Source organism: Geodermatophilus sp. SYSU D00697 (assembly GCF_054050175.1).
This window is the reverse complement of the sequence record NZ_JBJGYV010000004.1, coordinates 38,204-56,988: the sequence shown is the minus strand read 5'-3', so window position 1 is coordinate 56,988 and position 18,785 is coordinate 38,204. Positions and strand designations below refer to the sequence as shown.

Sequence of the window (18,785 nt, the reverse complement as noted above, 5' to 3'; positions counted from 1 at the left end):
TCCCGAGGCGTTGGCTGGACACCGTGTGGGGCCTGCGGATGGTGGTCATGCGCTCTCCAGTGCGGACAGGACCTCGCAGACGCGGTCCACCTGTTCGAGGGTCAACGTGGGTGACATGGGCAGCGACACGATGTGCTCGGCCGCGCGTTCGGTCACCGGTAGCGGGGCGTCGGCGAACTCGGCGAACGCCGGCTGGCGGTGGCACGGCACCGGGTAGTGCAGGCCCCAGCCGATGCCGGCCGCATCCAGCGCCGTCGTCGTCGCCGAACGATCCGGCACCTGGACGACGGCGAGGTGGTGGACCGCCTCGGCCCGGGGGTGCTCCGCCAGAGGGACGCATGCGCGGGGGAGGCGTTCGCGATACCGCTGCATGAGTGCTCGCCGGCGGCCGTTGTCCTCGTCGAGACGGCACAGCTTGGTCGTGAGCAGGGCAGCCTGGATGGTGTCGAGCCGGCTGTTGCGACCGCGGACCGTGTGCAGGTATCGGCTGTCGCTCGCCCGGCCGTGGTCGGCCATCTGTCGGATCCGGGCCACCAGGGCTGCGTCGTCCGACACCACCGCCCCGCCGTCGCCCAGCGCCCCCAGGTTCTTGCCCGGGTAGAAGCTGAAGGCGGCGGCCACGCCCACGCTGCCGGCGCGGCGACCGCCGAACCGGGCTCCATGGGCCTGGGCGGCGTCCTCGATGAGCACGATGCCGTGCCGCCGCACCACCGGGAGGAGCCGGTCGACGTCGACCATCTGTCCGAACAGGTGCACGGCCATGACCGCCGCCGTCCGAGGTCCGGTCGCTGCGGCCACCGCGTCGGGGTCGACCTCCAGGGTGTCCGGCAGGACGTCGACGAAGCGCGGTCGTGCTCCGACCGCGCACACCGCCTCGACGGTGGCGACGAACGTGTTGGCGGGGATGATCACCTCGTCGCCCGGCCCGATGCCCAGAGCGGCGAGGATGAGCTCGAGTGCGTCTGTCCCGTTGCCGACGCCGACGCACTCCGCGGTCCCGCAGTAGTCCGCGAAGCGGGCCTCGAACCTCTCGACGTCCGGACCGCCGATGAACCGACCGTGGTCGACGACGCGCTCCCAGCACAGGCCGAGGTCCTCCCGGACGCGGTCGTTGAGGCCCTGGACGTCGAGGAACGGGATGGGGCGTGTGGTGGTCAGCATCTGGTCACCGCGTGGGGGAGAGCCGGTGCCGTGTCATCGGCGGCGGAACGGTGACCGGCGGACCGGGCGGGTCAGTGGACGCGCCGGCCCCCGCCACCACGTCCTCGCCCGCCACGTCCGCGAGCTGGTCCGTAGCGGCCAGGACGCGCACGACCTCCAGGCCGCGCTCGCCCGGGGTGTCGGGCCGGACTCCCGTCCGGATGCACTCGATGAAGTGCTGGTCCTGGAGGAGGAGCGGCTCGGCGAAGGGGATGTAGGGCGAGACGATGTCGCCGGTGCGATAGGTCACCGGGAGGGCGTGGGCCTCCGCCGGGGCGTCCATGTCCTGGACGTCGACGCCGATGTCGTACACGCGGATCCGCTCGGTGTCCGACATGTCGTCGTACACCGCCATCTTCTTCTCGCCGACGACGGTGACCTGCCGGACCTTGTTCGGGGTCAGCCAGCTGACGTGGACGTAGGCCCGCGTCTGCGACCGGGGGAAGTCGAAGCGGAGGTACGCCACGTCGGCGTGCTGCCTGCTGATGTGGCTGTGCGCCCACACCGTCGCGCAGGACGGCATCTCGTCGAGGATGTAGGACACGATCGAGATGTCGTGGGGAGCGAGATCCCAGATCACGTTCACGTCACTCTGGTAGCGGCCCAGGCTCAGCCGCGCCGTGTCGACGTAGAGGATCCGGCCGAGCGCGCCGGAGCGGACGAGCTCCCGGAGCTTCCGGACGGCGGCGTTGTACTCGAACGTGTGGCCGACCATCAGGTGCACGCCCTGGCGAGCCGCGGTCTTGACCAGGAGTTCGGCGTCCTCCACGGACGTGGTGAGCGGCTTCTCCACGAGCACGTGTTTGCCGGCGTCCAGCGCCTGCTGTGCGATCGGCGCGTGGGTCCTCGGTGGCGTCGCGATGACCACGGCCTCGACGTGGTCGAGCACGTCGTCCAGGCGGGTCGCGAGGTCGGCTGACGGGTAGTGGGCCGCCGCCTCCGCAAGGCGGCTCGCAGAACCGTCGACGATCGTGACGTCGACGCCCGGGGTGCTGCTGAGGACGCGGACGTGCTTCGAACCCCAGTAGCCGTAGCCGACCACGGCAATGCGGTCGCGGCGTGGCGGGGTGTCCTCCCCGGTGTTGTCCGTGTGGGTGGACCGGACGCATCCGGCGTCATGGGCGTGCTGGGGCGATCGGTGCAGGTCGTGCTGCATGGCATCCGTCCTTGGACGCAACTGTGCGGGTGCACAGGGAAGAGAGGGTGGATCCCGGCGGGGTGCTGGCCGGGTGCGCTTTGGTGCGGGGACGTCGGTCATCGCGGGCGCACTGCGCCCTTGCACCGGACTCAGTCGGGTCGAGATCCCGGGTCGTATGCCCGATGAGAGGTCCGGCCAGCCGCACGCGAGTCGGCGCGAGCCAGCGCCTGTGCCAGGGAGGCCTCGGGGTCGGTGGCGAGGACCGCGAGCAGGGTGCCGTCGTGGTAGCCGTGTCCGGAGCCGCAGGCGGACGCGTTGGCTGCCGAGCCGGAGGTCGGCGTCGCGGGGGCTGGGGGAGCCAGGGGAGTGGGTGCCCGGAACGGTGAGGGCGCCAGCGGCAGACCGACCGGCCCGCTGGAGGACGCGACCACGGTCTTCGCCGCTGCCCTCGCCTGCCTGTCGGCGCTCCGGAAGGCGGGCGCGGCGCCTCCTCGGCCGCTCGTCGGCCACGGCTCGTCGTCGTCGCAGGAGCCGATCACGAGCACCGGCGTCGCGAAGGCCACCGGACCGGTCGGAGCCGTCCGTGCCGGCGCCGAGTCCGGGCCGGCGCTGGCGCTGGCGCTGGGCGCCGGCGTCACCGGTAGGGCGGCAGTGGCGGCGGAGGACGTGTCGTTGACCTGGACCTCGAGGCGAGGGGAGACCTGGGGCGGAGCTCCCGGGGTGTCACTCGGCCGGACGTCCTTGGGCTCGTCACCAGTGGTGGTCGCGGTCGTCCCCCGGGCGCCGGTCCCCGGATCTCCGGCATCGGAGACGACGGTCGTGGTGCTCCGCGACCGGTCGGTGCTCGGCTGGGTCTGCGGGGTGGACCTCGGCGTGTTCGACGCGGGGGCCGGTGACTGGTCGGTCTGCGAGCGCTGGCCGGAGGAACCGTCGGACGGCGAGTCGTCCGTGGTGTCGACGGGGGCCTGAGGCCCGGGTCGGCCTCCGGTGGTTCCTGTGCTCTCGGTGGTTGCTGGCGACCGGTCGGCAGGAGATGGCGCTGCAGGGGACGTGTCGGTGGGGCGTGCCGGAGGAGTGCTCCCGGGGGCGTTGCCGGGGTCGGCGGGGCGTCCCGGCGAGGTGGTGTCGGGGGCGTTGCCGGGGTCGGCAGGACGTCCCGGCGGGGTGGCCTCGGGCCCGCGGCCGGCGTTCCCGGGTTCGGTGGGGCGTCCCGGCGAGGTGTCGTCGGGCTTGCTCTCGGCGGTGCCCGGCTGGGTGGGGCGGCCGGGCGGGGTGGTGTCGGGGGCGTTGCCCGGCTGGGTGGGGCGTCCCGGTGGGCTGGTGTCGGGCCCGGGCTCGGGGGCGGTGCCCGGCTGGGTGGGGCGTCCCGGCGAGGTGGTGTCGGGCTTGCTCTCGGCGGTGCCCGGCTGGGTGGGACGTCCCGGCGGGGTGGCCTCGGGCCCGCGGTCGGTGTTGCCGGGGTCGGTGGGGCGTCCCGGCGAGGTGGTGTCGGGCTTGCTCTCGGCGGTGCCCGGCTGGGTGGGGCGGCCGGGCGGGGTGGTGTCGGGGGCGTTGCCCGGCTGGGTGGGGCGTCCCGGTGGGCTGGTGTCGGGCCCGGGCTCGGGGGCGGTGCCCGGCTGGGTGGGGCGTCCCGGCGGGGTGGCCTCGGGCCCGCGGTCGGTGTTGCCGGGGTCGGCCGGGCGTCCGGGCGGGGCGCCGTCGGGTCCCCGGTCGGCGGTGCCGGGGTCGGTGGGGCGTCCGGGCGGGGTGGCCTCGGGCCCGCGGTCGGCGGTGCCGGGGTCGGTGGGGCGTCCGGGCGGGGTGGCCTCGGGCCCGCGGTCGGTGTTGCCGGGGTCGGTGGGGCGTCCGGGCGGGGTGCCGTCGGGCTTGCCCTCCGCTGTGCCCGGCGGGGTGGTGACGGGCCCGCGGTCGGTGCCGGGGTCGGTGGGGCGTCCGGGCGGGGCGCCGTCGGGTCCCCGGTCGGCGGTGCCGGGGTCGGTGGGGCGTCCGGGCGGGGTGGCCTCGGGCCCGCGGTCGGCGGTGCCGGGGTCGGTGGGGCGTCCGGGCGGGGTGGCCTCGGGCCCGCGGTCGGTGTTGCCGGGGTCGGTGGGGCGTCCGGGCGCAGTGGCCTCGGGCCCGCGGTCGGTGTTGCCGGGGTCGGTGGGGCGTCCGGGCGGGGTGCCGTCGGGCTTGCCCTCCGCTGTGCCCGGCGGGGTGGTGACGGGCCCGCGGTCGGTGCCGGGGTCGGTGGGGCGTCCCGGCGGGGTGGTGGCGGGCCCGCGGTCGGTGTTGCCGGTGTCGGCCGGGCGTCCGGGCGGGGTGGCGTCGGGTCCCCGGTCGGCGTTGCCGGGGTCGGCGGGGCGGCCGGGCGCAGTGGCCTCGGGCCCGCGGTCGGTGTTGCCGGGGTCAGCCGGACCATCCGGCGAGGTGTGCCTGTCAGCTGCACCGCGATCAGCGGCGTCAGCGGAGCCGTCGTCCGACGACCCGCCAGCGGAGCTGCTGTCCCGGGCGGGGGTGTCGTTGCCGGAGTCGGAGGCGGCGTTGTCCCTGGCCGGGGTGTCGTTCCCGGAGCCCCCTGGGGAGTCGGTGTCCTGCGCCCGCCCGGCGTTGCTGGACTGCTTGTCGGAGGAGGCGTTGTCCCGGGCCGGGGTGTCGTTGCCGGAGTCGGAGGCGGCGTTGTCCCTGGCCGGGGTGTCGTTGCCGGAGTCGGAGGAGGCGTTGTCCCGGGCCGGGGTGTCGTTGCCGGAGTCGGAGGAGGCGTTGTCCCGGGCCGGGGTGTCGTTGCCGGAGTCGGAGGAGGCGTTGTCCCGGGCCGGGGTGTCGTTGCCGGAGTCGGAGGCGGCGTTGTCCCTGGCCGGGGTGTCGTTCCCGGAGCCCCCTGGGGAGTCGGTGTCCTGCGCCCGCCCGGCGTTGCTGGACTGCTTGTCGGAGGAGGCGTTGTCCCGGGCCGGGGTGTCGTTGCCGGAGTCGGAGGCGGCGTTGTCCCTGGCCGGGGTGTCGTTGCCGGAGTCGGAGGAGGCGTTGTCCCGGGCCGGGGTGTCGTTGCCGGAGTCCGAGGCGGCGTTGTCCCTGGCCGGGGTGTCGTTCCCGGAGCCCCCTGGGGAGTCGGTGTCCTGCGCCCGCCCGGCGTTGCTGGACTGCTTGTCGGAGGAGTTGTCACCGCGGGACCCGCCGGAGGTGTCGCCGCCGCGGGACGACCCGTTGTCCCGGCTCTGGCTCGAGGACGACGTGCCTCCGGACGACCCGTCCTCCGGCGACGGCGGCGCTGCCTGGGCCACGCCGGCCAGCGAGCCGAGCACCAGCCATGCCCCGGCGAGGAGGAGGACGGCGACCAGGAGGCGGAGGCGCGCGGAGCACCCGCTGGACTGGCGACAGCCGCTCGTGGCGGTCGGATCCGGCGACTGCTTGCCGGACGACCGCGCGACGGCGCCGTCGACCACCACGGGCCTCTTCCTCCGTGACTCTGCCGCGGGATGAGGGGTCCCTGAGTTGGAACACCTCAGTAGCTGAGCGATGACCGGAGACACTTCGTGGCGCCACAGCCGAAGGGAAAGGCCGTTGGTCCCTGATAGGGAGACACCCCGGCGAGGGCTCACTGTGCGTGAGGTATTGAGCCGATGATGTGCCGGAACTTTCGAGTCTTGTCCCGTAGCGCGTTCGCCCCGGCTCGCCACAGTGCTGAGGCCACCCTCGGCACCATCGGCCTGGACGTCGCCACGGGGGATCCCAGCACAGATGCCACAGGTCTCCCTTCCCCGGCGGATGGACGAGGGGCGGGGCCGATCCGGACGGCGGAGTCGCTCGGGCCCCAGCCCTTCCGGGAGCTCCTCGCCCTGGTGGCGGCCGTGGTCGGTCGCCTGTCCGGAGGCCCGCCTGGACGAGGCCGGCAGCCCGGCTGCGCCTGCGAGCTCGCCACCGGTGTCCGCCGGGTCCCACGTCCCCCAGTGGTGTGACCGCCCATCAGGAAGTGCCGCCGACCTGCCGATGGTCCTGGTGTGTGGATGTGGGTCATCGGTGGGCTGCTCGCCTGGGTCCTGTTGGGGCTCGTCGTCGCCATGGTGCTGAGCCGTGGCGTGCGGATCGCCGACGAGCGGGCCGGCGCCGACCCGCTGACCGCTGAGGACCGACCCGTCGGCGGCCCGGCGCAGGCACGCCGCCGACGCATCCCCCTCCCGCCCGTCGGCGTCGGCCTGGCGGCCACGGCGGTGCTGCTCGAGACGGTCGGCTACGTCGGCCGGCTGACCGGCGCCTCCGGGCCCGCCGCCCGCGCCCTCTCGATGGACGCTCCCTTCTCGGCGCCGCGGATGTTCGTCGCGGCACTGTTCGTCGTCGCCGCCGTGGGAGCGCTCGCCGGGGCCGTGCGCCAGCCCGGCCGCCGTACGTGGTGGCTGGCCGTCGGCCTGGTCGCCGCCTCCATCGCCGTCCTCAAGGCGGGCAGCACCCTCCACGCCGAGGCGATGGCGGGCCTGACCGACCTCATCGGCGAGGCGGGGGCGGTCGTCGTCAGCGTCCTCGTCGTGTCCGCGGTCCTGGCCGTGCTCGCCTTCGTGAGCCGTGCCGAGCGCCGCGACCGCCGCCGCGTGCTCGGCTCCCTCGCGGCCTACGCCGGTGCCGCCGTAGGGCTCTCCGCGGTGTCGGCGGCCGCCACCGGGCCCTGGGCGGTCACGGCCACCTACCTCGAGGAGTCGGGGGAGGCGCTGGCCGCGGTCGCCGTCCTCGTCGCCGTCCTCGTCGGCGTGGCACCGCGCCTGGTACTGCCCGCCTCATGGCTCCTCCGGCGCGCGACCGACGCCGTGGCTCTGGATGCGGTCGATCGCCGGCCGGGTACCGCGCGGAGCTGACTGCGCACCAAGGGTCATATCTGCTGGCTCGAGCCTTTTCAACTTGCGGCCCTGAGACTCTTGCGCTATCCATCTCCCCCAGTTCCGCAGCGCTCGCGGCACGAGTGGTGACTCTCCGTAGCACAGCGCCGGAGAAAGTTGTGAGTCACACCCCAACAGGTTGACCCCCACCCGGATACGTCGAACAGTCGCCTGCGGGTGAGCGCGGGCCGGATGCCCCGTCACCAGCCGCATCGCCGTGCGCGCGGATGTGGAGCGGGGGGTTTCGATCCGTGTCGAGCGCAGGAACCAGCGAGGAAGGGACCGGTCACACCGCGTCACCTCTCCTCGCCGGTACCCGCACTCCGGGTCTGCCCCGCACCTGGCTGCGCCGGCTCTTCCTCGCAGCCCTGTTCCTCGTCGGCATGTGGGGCCTCATGGCCGCTGCCGGCGGCTCGGCGCAGGCCAGCCCCGGTCACGGTCCCGGCACGTGGCACGAGTCCCATGGCGACTGGACCTGCCCGGACCCGGACGACCCCTGGTGGGACGACGTCGACTGGGACGACATCGACTGGGAGGACCCCTGGTGGGTCGAGTGCCACGCCGCCTGGCGGTCGGCGCTCGACGAGGCGTCCCGCGACCAGCGCGCCGACGTCCCCGCCCTGGCCCAGGGTGCCGACCCGCAGGAGGTGCTCGCTGGTGCGGCGCCGGTCGCGGACGCAGGGACGCCGGTCGTCGTCGACAGCCTCGCCGGACAGCAGTCGGCTCCGGTGATCGCGCCCGCTCCCGCGCCGGCTCCGGTTCCCGCGCCGGCTCCGGTTCCCGCGCCGGCTCCGGTTCCCGCGCCGGCTCCGGTTCCCGCGCCGGCTCCCGCGCCGGCTCCGGTTCCCGCGCCGGCTCCCGCTCCCGCGCCGGCTCCCGCTCCCGCGCCGGCTCCCGCTCCCGCGCCGGCTCCGGCCCCCGAGCCCGCACCCGCGCCGCAGCCGTCCTCCCCGGTGGTCCAGCCGGCCCCCGCGCCGCAGCCGGCCCCGGTCCCCCTGCCGGTCCCGGTCGGGGACGTCCCCGTCCCTGGGAGCGGCTCCGTGGGCGGCAGCGTGGACCACGGCACGGACACCGGCGGGTCGACCGGCGGTGGGACCACCCCCGGCTCCGGCGGCAACGGCACGACCGGGTCCGCCGACGGCTTCACCGGCCGCGGCCCGGACGGCTCGGACTCCAGCGGCTCGGGCTCCGGCGGCTCGGGCTCCGGCGGCCCGGACGGTGCCTCGGACGACCCGGACGGTGTGTCGTCCGGGAACGGCTCCACCGGCGGGGCGTCGGGCGACGGCGCGGCCGCGCCGGCGCCCTCGGACGGCGCCACCAGCGACGGCACGACGACCGACGGCACCACGACCGACGGCACCACGACCGACGGCACGACGACCGACGGCACCGCGACCGACGGCGCCGTCGCGGACCCGACCGCGCCGGTCGCCGACCCGGTTCCCGGTCCGGCCGCAGCGCCCGTTCCCGACCCGGTGGCTCCCTCGGCCTCCGGGGTCACTCCCACGGTCCCGGTCGGGCCGGTCGTCGTCCCGGCGGCGACCACGCCCACCCAGGCCACGTCCACCCAGGCGACGCCCACCGGCGCGGCGCCCACCGTGGTGGCGGTGACGCCGCCGCAGGTCCGGGGTGCCCTGACGCTGCCCGCCGGCGACGACGTGAACATCCGCGGCAGTGCCGCGGTATCCGGGGGCGGCCCCGGGTCCACGACCCGCGGTGCCCGCGCGCCCACGACGGCCGTGCCCGCCGTGGCCAGTTCGAGCGACGTCCCCGTCACGCCCGTGACCCCGGCGCCGGTCCCGGTGCCGCCGGCCTCGCCCGCTCCGGCCGCGCCCAGCGCTCCGTCGGCGGGTGCGCACGGCTCATCCTCGGCGTCCGGCTCCAGCAGCCAGGACCAGCACGGCCTCCCGGCGGCCGTCCTGCCGGTCGCGTGGACCGCGCTGCCGCACGGTCACGCCGTCCTCCTGCTGACCGGCGCCGCCGGCCCGGTCGTGGCCGTCGCCGAGAACCCCGGTTCCAGGCCCGACTGACCTCTCTCTGACCGGCTGACCCGACTCGCCCCGCGCTCGGGCGTGTCGACCGGCTGCCGGCCCTCAGGCGTGCCCGTCACGGGTCCACGCCACCCCCGCCGGGGACTTCCCCGTCCCGCTCTCCGCCACGCCCTCCGCCTGCACGTACACGCACCCGAGGACTCGAAACCCATGAGGCGTTCCACCCGCTCCGGGCAGCCCGCTGCCCGTGGCGCGACCATCCCCGTCTTCGCCAACCCCTCCGGGCGGCGCTGGCGGTGGCTGCGCGCCGTCCTGCTGACGCTGCTCGTCCTGGCCGTCGGCTTCTGCGTCGTCGCCGTGCCCAAGGTCCTGGCGCCCCCGGCGCTGGCCGGCGCGGCGACCCCCGACGGCCCGACGCCCGAGGACGTCGGGAGCGACGCGCCCGTCATCGGCGAGGGGCCGCTGGTCCGCGTCGTCGAGCTGCTGCGCGTCAACGGCACCACCTACGCGCAGGAGCCGTTCACCGGCCAGGTGGTCTCCGAGGTCACCGGGGACGACCGCGCGACCGCGGGCGACGCGGAGTACGTGCTGCAGCGCTACGGCTACGGCCCGAACATCCACCGGACGATCTCGCTGACGTTCGACGACGGCCCCGACCCGGTCTGGACGCCGAAGCTGCTGGACCTGCTCAGCGAGAACGGCGTCCCCGCGACGTTCTTCGTTACCGGCGCGCAGACCGCCAAGTACCCCGAGATCATGCAGCGGATCGTCCGGGAGGGGCACGCGCTCGGGAACCACACGCTGACCCACATCGACGTCAGCGACGCCACGGCCTTCCGCGAGCAGCTCGAGGTGTCCCTGGCCGACCGCATCATGCGCGCGCAGACCGGTCAGGCCGCCGAGTTCTTCCGCCTGCCCTACGAGAGCGACGACGAGGAGGTCCTGCGCGAGGACACCACCGGGATCCTCCGCGCCCAGCAGATGGGGTACGTCATCGCCTCGCACGACTTCGACTCGCTCGACTGGGCGCACGCCGCAGGCTTCATGGACGGGCCGATCGAGCTGCCCCCGCTCGGCGAGCAGGACAACATCACGATGCTCCTGCACGACGCCGGCGGTGACCGGTCGATGACCCTGGCCTACGTCGAGCAGCTGGTGGCGGCCGCCCGGGACGCCGGTTACACGTTCACCACGATGCCGCAGTCCCAGCCCGACATCGACGAGGCCGGTGCCGGCGCGGTGACCCCCGCCCTCTGGGACCACCTGGCGCTGTGGACGGCGGAGGTCCTCTTCGTGCTCCCGCCCCAGCTGCTCTACGTGCTCTTCGTCCTCGCGCTGGTGACCATGCTCGGCTTCGGCCTGTTCAACGCGGTCCTCGCGGTGGTGCGGGCGAAGCGGCGGATCCGACCGGTCAACGTCGCGCGGCCGCCGGTCTCCGTGCTGATCGCCGCGTACAACGAGGAGAAGGTCATCGCCCGGACCCTCGAGTACCTGCTGCGCTCGACCCACCCGATCGGCGAGATCATCGTGGTCGACGACGGCAGCACCGACGGCACGGCTGCCGCGGTGCGGGCGGTCGGCGACCGGGACGAGCGCGTGCGGCTGATCCGTCAGCCCAACTCGGGCAAGTGGGCGGCCCTCAACAACGGGTTCGCCGCCGCCCGGCACGAGCACGTGGTCACGCTCGACGCCGACACGCTCTTCACCCCGCACACCATCGCCCGGCTCGTGGAGCAGTTCCACTCGCCGCGCGTGGGGGCCGTCGCCGGCGTCATCAAGGTCGGCAACTACTCGACCAACGTCGTCACCCGCTGGCAGGCGCTCGAGTACGTCACCCAGATCGGGCTCGAGCGGGCGGCCGGCGCGCTGATGAACGCGGTGATGATCGTGCCCGGCGCGTGCGCGGCCTGGCGGCGCACGGCGGTCCTCGAGGCCGGCGGCTACACCAACGCCACGATGGCCGAGGACTGCGAGCTGACCCTCGCGCTGCACCGCAACGGGTGGCGGGTCGAGCAGGCCGACGAGGCAGTGGCCTGGACCGAGGCCCCGGAGACCGTCGACGCCCTGCTCAAGCAGCGGGTGCGGTGGATGTACGGGACGATCCAGTCCGTCTGGCGGCACCGGGCGATGCTGTTCCGGCCCCGCTACGGCTGGCTCGGGATGCTCGTCATGCCGATGACGGTGCTGACCATCGTCGTCCCGCTGGTCTTCACCCCGCTGATCCTGCTGGGCATCGTCCAGACGCTGTTCGCGCAGGGCCCGCTGGCGCTGGGGCTGTACTTCGTGCTCTTCGCGGTGGTGTACGGCCTGCTCGCGGTGATCGCCGTCCGGCTCATGAACGAGCGCGCCGAGCACCTGCTGATGGTGCCGGTCTACCGGATCATCTACGAGCCGCTGCGGATCTACCTGCTCTACGCCTCGCTGGGGACGGCGATCCGCGGCGTGCGGCTGGGCTGGAACAAGCTGGCCCGCACCGCGCGGATGGACGAGGTCGCCACGACCACCGGCACCCCGGCGAAGCAGCCGGTGGGGGTGGGCTCGTGATGACCCGCCACCGCAAGGACCCGCTGCTGTGGTTGGGGGTCGCCGCCGCGGTCGTCGCGCTCGTGGTCGGGGCCGTCCTCCTGCGGCCGCGGCTGTTCCCCGCCGCGCAGCCGCTGGTCGCCGCCGCCTGGCTGCCGGTGTGGGACGAGCGAGCCCCGGCGTCGCTGCAGGCCGCGCTCGACGACGGCGGGGTGACCGAGGTCAGCCCCACCTGGGCCGCCCTGCGCCCCGACGGGACGCTCGCGCTCACCCCGCCGCCGGCGGACGTGCTCGACGAGCTGACCGGGGACGGCGTCGCGCTGCTCCCGACGGTGCAGAACTTCGCCGACGGCGAGTGGCAGGGTCAGGCCGTGGCCGACCTGCTCGCCGACGGCCGGCGGGCCGCCGAGCACCGCGCGCAGCTGGTCGAGCTCGCGACGCGCAACGACTGGGACGGGATCGACGTGGACTACGAGGCGCTGCCGGCGACGGCGGGCCCCCAGTTCACCGAGTTCCTGGAGGGCCTGCGCGACGACCTGCACGCCCAGGGCATGGAGCTGACCGTCGCCGTCCCGGCGCGGGTCAGCGACGAGGACCCCAGCGGGCTGGCCTACAGCTACCAGCTGATCGGGCGGATCGCCGACCAGGTGCGGGTCATGACCTACGACCACGCGTGGAGCGCCAGCGCCCCCGGGCCGGTCGCCCCGACCGACTGGGTACAGGACGTCGTCGACCACGCCGTCGCGGAGGTGCCCCGGGAGAAGCTGATGCTCGGGCTGCCCACCTACGGCTACGACTGGGTCGGCAGCGAGGGGCGCAACCTGTCGGCCACCGACGCGGTCGCGCTGGCCGAGCAGGTCGGCGCCACGCCGCGGTGGGACGACGACAGCGCGGCGTGGACCTTCACGTACACGCAGGACGACCAGGAGCACACCGTCTGGTACGAGGACGCGCGCTCGCTGGACCGCAAGCAGCAGATCGCCGTCCGGGAGCAGTTGCGCGGCGTGGCGATCTGGAGCCTCGGCGGGGAGGACCCGCAGGTGTGGACCACGGTGGAAACCGCTACGAGCAAGGGGGTGGAGTGATGAGACAGCGGGACCGGTACATCGACTTCCTCAGGGCCTTCGCGCTGATCCGCGTGATGACCTACCACACGTTCGGCTGGGCGTGGTTGCCCCTGGCCTTCCCGTCCATGGCGATCATGTTCGCGCTGGGCGGCGGGTTGGTCGCGTCCTCGCTGGACCGGGCCGGATCGGCACGCGCCTTCTGGCGCAAGCGGATCCGGCGGCTGCTGCCGCCCTTCTGGGTGTTCGGCGCGGTCGCGGTGGCGGCCATGTTCGCCCTCGGCTGGACGACGACCAGCGAGGCCGGCCAGCCGTGGAGCTGGAGCACCGCCTGGCTGTGGCTGGTGCCGCTGTCGGACCCGCCGTACTCCGCTGAGGGCCTCGACTGGGTGGTCCCGCTCTGGTACATCCGCGTGTACCTGTGGTTCATCCTGCTCAGCCCGGCGATGCTGTGGCTGTTCCGACGGTGGCCGGTGCGGATGCTGGCCATCCCGCCGGTGGTGCTGATCGTCGTCACGCTCGGCCTGGTCGAGCTCAGCGGCCGCAGCTACGACCTGGCCGTCCTGCTGTCGACCTACGCCTGCTGCTGGATGCTCGGGTTCGCCCACCACGACGGCACGCTGCGGCAGCTGCCGATCAAGCGGACGCTGCTCGCCGGCGTGGCGCTGCTGGGGATCGGGCTCTGGTACGCGTTCACGCGCCAGGACGTCTACGGCACGTACAACATCGACGACATCCCGCTGGCGAACATGCCCTACTGCCTGGGCGCCGTGGTGATCCTGCTGCGGATCTACCCGACGTTCGCCTGGATGGACCGGCTGCCCACGCTCGGCGCGATCGTCTCGCTGTTCAACAGCCGGGCGATGACGATCTACCTGTGGGGCAACCTGGCCATCTGGCTGTCCCCGGTGGTGCTCGCCGCCACCCCGCTGGCCCAGTTCGACACCGACGACGCGCGGGGGATGGCGCTCGAGTACGCGACGGCCTGGACGCTGATCTTCGTCGCCGTCCTGGCCGTGGGCTGGGTCGAGGACGTTGCGGCGGCGCGGCGCCCGCGGTTGCTGCCCTGGGACCGCGTCCCGGCGGTCCGCGCGGCGGTGCCGCAGCCGACCCGCGAGGTCGTGTTCGCCGACAACGTGGTCCAGGAGCAGCCGGCCCGCGAGGTCGCCTTCCGGGACAACGTCGCCGAGGAGCAGCCGGCGCTCGACCAGCCGGCGCTCGACCGGCCGGCTGCCGAGCAGCCGACTGGCGGCCGGCCCGTCCGCGACCGGCCCGTCCGCGACCGGCCGGCGCACGACCGGCCGGCCGAGCCGGTGCGGCGGCCGTCGGAGCCGGTGGGCCAGCCGGTCGGTGAGGTGCCCCTGCCGCGGCTGGTCCGCGCCTACGGGCGCCGCGTGCACCTGCCGGAGCCGGCCCTGCCCGAGCCCCGGGCCGGCGGCTGATCGTGTGGCTCAGCCGGTCACGGGGCGGCTGAGCCACCGGGGCCAGCGGGCCGCCCAGCTCCTCAGCCGGCCGTCCAGCCGAGGAGCTGGGCGGCCGGCCAGGTGTTGACCACCCGCTCGGGCGGGACGCCGCACTCGACCGCGCGCTCGCAGCCGTTGCCCTGCCAGTCCAGCTGACCGGGCGCGTGCGCGTCGGTGTCGATCGCGAACTCGCAGCCCAGGTCGACGGCGAGGGACAGCAGCCGCAGCGGCGGGTCGAGCCGCTCGGGGCGGGAGTTGATCTCGACGGCGGTGCCGTGTTCGACGCAGGCGGAGAACACCGCCTCGGCGTCGAAGGTGCTCTCCGGGCGCGGCCGTTGCCGGCGCCCCTCCCGTTGCTCCCGGGGGACGAGCAGCCGGCCGGTGCAGTGCCCGAGGACGTCGGTGTGCGGGTCGGCGACGGCGGCGAGCATCCGCTCGGTCATCGCCGCGCGGTCGGCCCGCAGGTCGGAGTGCACGCTCGCGACGACGACGTCGAGCCGGCCGAGCAGCTCGTCGGTCTGGTCGAGCGAGCCGTCGACGTTGATGTCGCACTCGATGCCGGTGAGGATCCGGAAGGGTGCCAGCTCCTCGTTGAGCTCGGCGACGACGGCGAGCTGGCGCTCCAGCCGCTCGGGGGACAGGCCGTTGGCGACGGTCAGCCGCGGGGAGTGGTCGGTGAGCGCCATGTACTCGTGGCCCAGCCCGATGGCCGCCTCGGCCATCTCCCGGATGGGGCTGCCGCCGTCGGACCAGTCCGAGTGCACGTGCAGGTCGCCGCGCAGCAGCGCCCGGAACTCGGCGACGTCGTCGGCGAGCGACACCAGCTCGCCGTGGGCCTCCTCCAGCCGGGCCAGGTACTCGGGCACCTCGCCGGCGTGCGCCTGCACGATGGCCGCACCGGTCTTCGGGCCGATGCCGCGCAGGTCGGTGAGCGTCCGGGTGCGGATCCGCCGGTCGAGCTCCTCGGGCCCCAGGGTGTCGACGACGGCGGCGGCGGTGCGGAACGCCGCGACGCGGTGCGTGGGCTCGCGGGCGCGCTCCAGGAGGAAGGCGATCCTCCGGAGCGCGGCCGCGGGCGTCAGCGGTGCAGTCAGCGGGAGGCCCTCTTCAGTTTCCGCTCGCTCTTCTTCTGCGCCTTGGCCGCGCGCTTCTGCGCCCTGCCCACGTTCTTCTCGGTGGCGTCGGCGGCCCGCTTCGCCGCCCGGCGGGCCCGGTAGCCGACCGACGGCCGGCCCTCGGTGTCGACCGCGGCGATGAGCAGCCCGCCGAGCAGGCCGAGGTTCTTGAGGAAGTGGGAGAGCTGGCCGAAGCGCTCCTTGGGATCGTCGTGCTCCCAGAAGCGGTGCCCGGCCAGCGTGGTCGGCACGATGCTGGCGGTGAGGGCCAGTGCGGACAGGCGGGGCAGCTTGCCGAGCGCCAGCAGGGAGCCGGCCACCACCTTGACCCCGGCGTCGATCTTCACCCACTGCTCGACGTCGCGGGGCACCTGTACCGGCAGCTGCTTGTCGGCCTGCTCGGTGATGGTGTCGACGACCGGCTGGGCGCCCGGCACCCGGGACTGTGGGTTGCGGAAGGTGTCGACGCCGCCGTAGACGAACGACGAGGCGAGCATGGGCCGGGCGATCCGGCGGACCAACATGGTGGGGACCTCTTCTCCTCGGGGACCTTCGGTTCTCCGGTGCCCCGGACCGCACCGGGACACCCCTGATCGGGACCGTAGTGAGGTCGCAGCCACTCTGCTGGGTCAATGACGACGGCCGGGCCGGCCGGGATGATCTCCTGGTGACACGCGCGCGCCCGGTCCCGCTGCGCTGGGCGCCCGCACTCGCCGCCGTCGCCGTCGTGCTGTTCGGCGCCGGCTTCCTCGTCCGGCTCCGCTGCCCGACCGCCGGCTGTGGGGAGTGGTCCGGCCTGCTGGACCTCGACGCCGTCGGTGGGCTGCCGCGGCTGTTCACGACGGTCCTGTTCGCGCTGGTCGCCGCCACGGCTCTGCGGACGGCGCGCCGGGTCCCCGGCGGCGCGGCCCGGTGGTGGACGGCGGTGGGCACGCTCGGCCTGGTGCTCGCGGCGGCCAAGGTCGTCAGCGTCCACGGCTCGCTCGGGGCCGGGGTGCCGCCGGCGCTGCAACTCGGCGCCGGGGTCCTGCTCGCCGTCCCCGCGCTGGCCGTGCTGTGGCTGGCCGGCCGGCAGGCGGGGGTGGCCGCGACCGGCCCGGTGGTGCTGGCGCTGGCCGGCTACGCGGCCGCGGCGCTGGGCCTCGACGTCCTCACCGACCTGGCGGCGCTCGTGCAGGAGCCCGTCGGCGCGCTCCCCCGGGCGCTGAGCACCCTGGTCGAGGAGCTCGGGGAGGGGCTGGCCGCGCTGGCGCTGCTGGTCGTCGTCCGCCGTCAGGACCCGCGGCAGCAGTAGACGGTCAGCGGCGCGCGCTTGCCGAAGGCGAACTCGGCGGCCTCCTCACCGGTCTCGCCGTCGTAGGCGATCTGCTGCGGGCCCGAGCGGGAGACCACCCGCACCGACCGGGCCTGGCACTCCGCGTAGCCGGAACTGTGGTCGCTGACGCCCAGCAGCGACCCGAGGACGGCGCGGGTCCGGCTGAAGCGGACGTCGGCGCGCAGGTACTGGACGTCGAGCAGCCCGTCGTCGAGCCGCGGTCGCCAGGCGGGGGCCAGTCCGCGCGGCGTGTAGCGGCAGTTGCCGACGAAGAGGATCCACACCAGCACCGGCCGGCCGTCCAGCAGCAGCGACACCGGCGTCCCGGAGCGGAGCGTCCGCGCGGCGGCGACCGCCATCGCCGCCCACTTGCCCATCCGGCCGGCCAGCGCGTCCCGGCGCCGCACCATCTCCGGGTAGCTGCCGATGCTGGCGGTGTTGAGGAACGGCGTCCCGTTGACGTCGGCCACGTCCACCTCGACCGCCTCGCCGGCCTCGACCGCCGCGGCGGCGTGCTCGAGCGTGTGCACCCCGAGGTCGCGGGCGAAGTGGTTGAGCGTGCCGGCCGGCAGCACGGCCAGCGGCAGACCGTGCTCGAGCGCCACCGCGGCGGCCGCCGCCACGCTGCCGTCACCGCCGGCCACGCCCAGCGCCCGCGCCCGGCCCGACCGCGCGGGCTCCTCCAGCAGGTCGGCCACGGAGGTGTCGGGGCCCAGCTCCAGGACCTCGGCGCGGGGGAGCAGCCGGCGGACGTCCTCGGCCGGGTCGTACCCCTCGGGGCCCGAGCGCGGGTTGACCGCGACCACCAAGCCCGCGCCCTCGGGCAGGACCGGCGCCGAGCGGGCCTCGCGCACCCGGGCCGGGGTGGTCGGCCGGACCGCCCACCACCGGCGGCTGGCCGCGGCGACCGTGGCGCCGACCACGAGGCCCGCGACGACGTCCCCCGGGTAGTGCACGCCCACGTGCACCCGGGAGTAGCCGACCGCCAGGCCCACCGGCGCCAGCGCCGCCCCGGCGAGCGGGCTCTCCAGCGCCACCCCGGTGACGAAGGCCCCCGCCGACGCGGCGTGGCCGCTGGGGAAGGAGTGGGTGGCCAGGGGCCGGTGCAGCAGCTTCTCGAGCGCGTGCCCGGCCAGGTCGGGACGTCGCCGGCCGAAGAGCTGCTTGAGGACGGCGTTGACCACGGTGCTCGACACCGCCATCGAGCCCAGTCCGCGGACCGCCCCGCGCCGCAGCGCTCCCCGGCGGGAGGCGAGCAGCAGGCCGACGGTCATCCACAGCACGCCGTGGTCGGCGGTGGTGGTGAGCCGGCGCAGCCAGCGGTCGGCCGGTGAGGTGGGCAGGCCGCCGACCAGGGAGTGCAGCCGGGCGTCCCAGTGGCCGGCGCTGCGCATGTCGCCGGACGTTAGCGGTCGTAGGGCTCTGCGGTCCCGTCCAGAGGCTCGCCGCGAGCTCGCGAGGGGTGGGGGACGGGGTCCCTGCTCAGGCCTTGCGGCGGGCCCGGTAGGCGGCCACGGTCGAGCGGCTGGCGCAGGTGTTCGAGCAGTAGCGGCGGCTGGCGTTGCGCGAGGTGTCGACGTAGACGTTGTCGCAGCCCTCCGCGGTGCACACGCCGATCCGCTGCCAGCCGTGCTGCACCACCACCTGCGACAGGCCCATGGCGACGGTCGTCGTCAGCTGCTCGATCACGGGCGCCTCGGGCCGGGCGTAGTGCAGGTGCAGCTCGCCGTCGTGGTCGGTGGCGTAGGGCTGCGGGGAGGCCAGGGCCAGCAGGGCGTTGAGCCGCTCGATCACCTCGGCCTGCGACCCGGCGACCGCGACCGCGCGGATGAGGCCGGCCGTCTCGGCGGCCTGGGTGGCCTGCCGGGCGGTGAGCTCGGCCGTGGTGCCCGGCTCGAACCACTCGTCGTGCGCGCGCAGGAACTCCGCGGCCCAGCCAGGCCGGCCGCGGTCGGTGTTGGCCAGGTCGATGGCGAGCTCGACGGCGCTCGACCCGTAGGTGTCGTAGTCCATGGAGCTCCCTACCTGCCGCGGGACACGTAGGTGGCGTATCTCATTTGACTCCCTACGGTCGCGTCCCTAGTCTGTAGGTGGTCAACGAGGTTTGACCCCCTACTCTTCCCGTTCCGTGCTCG

13 protein-coding genes are annotated in these 18,785 nt (G+C 74.8%); 6 read left to right on the top strand and 7 right to left on the bottom strand.

All coding sequences use genetic code 11. The features are described 5' to 3' along the window. Positions 1-45 precede the first annotated feature (45 nt). The 3 genes from ACI79C_RS05280 to ACI79C_RS05270 all read right to left on the bottom strand — a co-directional run bounded on the left by ACI79C_RS05280 (position 46) and on the right by ACI79C_RS05270 (position 5,760). Positions 46-1,161: a DegT/DnrJ/EryC1/StrS family aminotransferase gene (locus ACI79C_RS05280; protein WP_456944573.1), complete on the bottom strand. Its 1,116-nt coding sequence runs from the start codon at positions 1,159-1,161 to the stop codon at positions 46-48. A gap of 4 nt (positions 1,162-1,165) precedes the next feature. After that, the gene (locus ACI79C_RS05275; RefSeq protein WP_456944572.1) at positions 1,166-2,242 is read right to left on the bottom strand and encodes a Gfo/Idh/MocA family protein; all 1,077 of its coding nucleotides are present in this window, start codon (positions 2,240-2,242) and stop codon (positions 1,166-1,168) included. 245 nt (positions 2,243-2,487) lie between these two features. Further along, positions 2,488-5,760 carry a hypothetical protein gene (locus tag ACI79C_RS05270; RefSeq protein ID WP_456944571.1) on the bottom strand — a complete coding sequence of 1,091 codons (3,273 nt, stop codon included), beginning with the start codon at positions 5,758-5,760 and terminating at the stop codon, positions 2,488-2,490. Positions 5,761-6,318: 558 nt separating this feature from the next. Here ACI79C_RS05270 and ACI79C_RS05265 point away from each other — a divergent pair. The 5 genes from ACI79C_RS05265 to ACI79C_RS05245 all read left to right on the top strand — a co-directional run bounded on the left by ACI79C_RS05265 (position 6,319) and on the right by ACI79C_RS05245 (position 14,199). After that, positions 6,319-7,158: a hypothetical protein gene (locus ACI79C_RS05265; protein ID WP_456944570.1), complete on the top strand. Its 840-nt coding sequence runs from the start codon at positions 6,319-6,321 to the stop codon at positions 7,156-7,158. A gap of 272 nt (positions 7,159-7,430) precedes the next feature. Then, on the top strand, positions 7,431-9,209 hold the full coding sequence (locus ACI79C_RS05260; RefSeq protein WP_456944569.1) for a hypothetical protein: 1,779 nt from the start codon (positions 7,431-7,433) through the stop codon (positions 9,207-9,209). Between the two features lie 171 nt (positions 9,210-9,380). Next, a complete protein-coding gene (locus ACI79C_RS05255; RefSeq protein WP_456944568.1) occupies positions 9,381-11,714 on the top strand; it encodes a bifunctional polysaccharide deacetylase/glycosyltransferase family 2 protein in 2,334 nt (777 codons plus the stop codon). Next, positions 11,714-12,778, top strand: a complete 1,065-nt coding sequence (locus tag ACI79C_RS05250; RefSeq protein WP_456944567.1) for a glycosyl hydrolase family 18 protein — start codon at positions 11,714-11,716, stop codon at positions 12,776-12,778. Before ACI79C_RS05255 ends, ACI79C_RS05250 begins: the two co-directional genes overlap by 1 nt. Next, positions 12,778-14,199: an acyltransferase family protein gene (locus tag ACI79C_RS05245; RefSeq protein ID WP_456944566.1), complete on the top strand. Its 1,422-nt coding sequence runs from the start codon at positions 12,778-12,780 to the stop codon at positions 14,197-14,199. Before ACI79C_RS05250 ends, ACI79C_RS05245 begins: the two co-directional genes overlap by 1 nt. A gap of 62 nt (positions 14,200-14,261) precedes the next feature. Here ACI79C_RS05245 and ACI79C_RS05240 read toward each other — a convergent pair whose 3' ends face one another. Then, on the bottom strand, positions 14,262-15,302 hold the full coding sequence (locus ACI79C_RS05240; protein ID WP_456944769.1) for a PHP domain-containing protein: 1,041 nt from the start codon (positions 15,300-15,302) through the stop codon (positions 14,262-14,264). 8 nt (positions 15,303-15,310) lie between these two features. Next, on the bottom strand, positions 15,311-15,859 hold the full coding sequence (locus ACI79C_RS05235) for a DoxX family protein (RefSeq protein WP_456944565.1): 549 nt from the start codon (positions 15,857-15,859) through the stop codon (positions 15,311-15,313). Between the two features lie 143 nt (positions 15,860-16,002). Between ACI79C_RS05235 and ACI79C_RS05230 the strand changes: the two genes are divergently transcribed. Further along, positions 16,003-16,629 carry a hypothetical protein gene (locus ACI79C_RS05230; RefSeq protein ID WP_456944564.1) on the top strand — a complete coding sequence of 209 codons (627 nt, stop codon included), beginning with the start codon at positions 16,003-16,005 and terminating at the stop codon, positions 16,627-16,629. Here the strand turns inward: ACI79C_RS05230 and ACI79C_RS05225 are convergent. Together ACI79C_RS05225 and ACI79C_RS05220 are read right to left on the bottom strand one after the other, a co-directional pair. Next, positions 16,608-18,044 (bottom strand): phosphatase PAP2 family protein, encoded by a 1,437-nt coding sequence (locus ACI79C_RS05225; protein ID WP_456944563.1) that lies wholly within the window; start codon positions 18,042-18,044, stop codon positions 16,608-16,610. The genes ACI79C_RS05230 and ACI79C_RS05225 overlap by 22 nt on opposite strands. A gap of 88 nt (positions 18,045-18,132) precedes the next feature. Then, positions 18,133-18,663 (bottom strand): CGNR zinc finger domain-containing protein, encoded by a 531-nt coding sequence (locus tag ACI79C_RS05220; RefSeq protein ID WP_456944562.1) that lies wholly within the window; start codon positions 18,661-18,663, stop codon positions 18,133-18,135. Between the last annotated feature and the right edge of the window lie 122 nt (positions 18,664-18,785).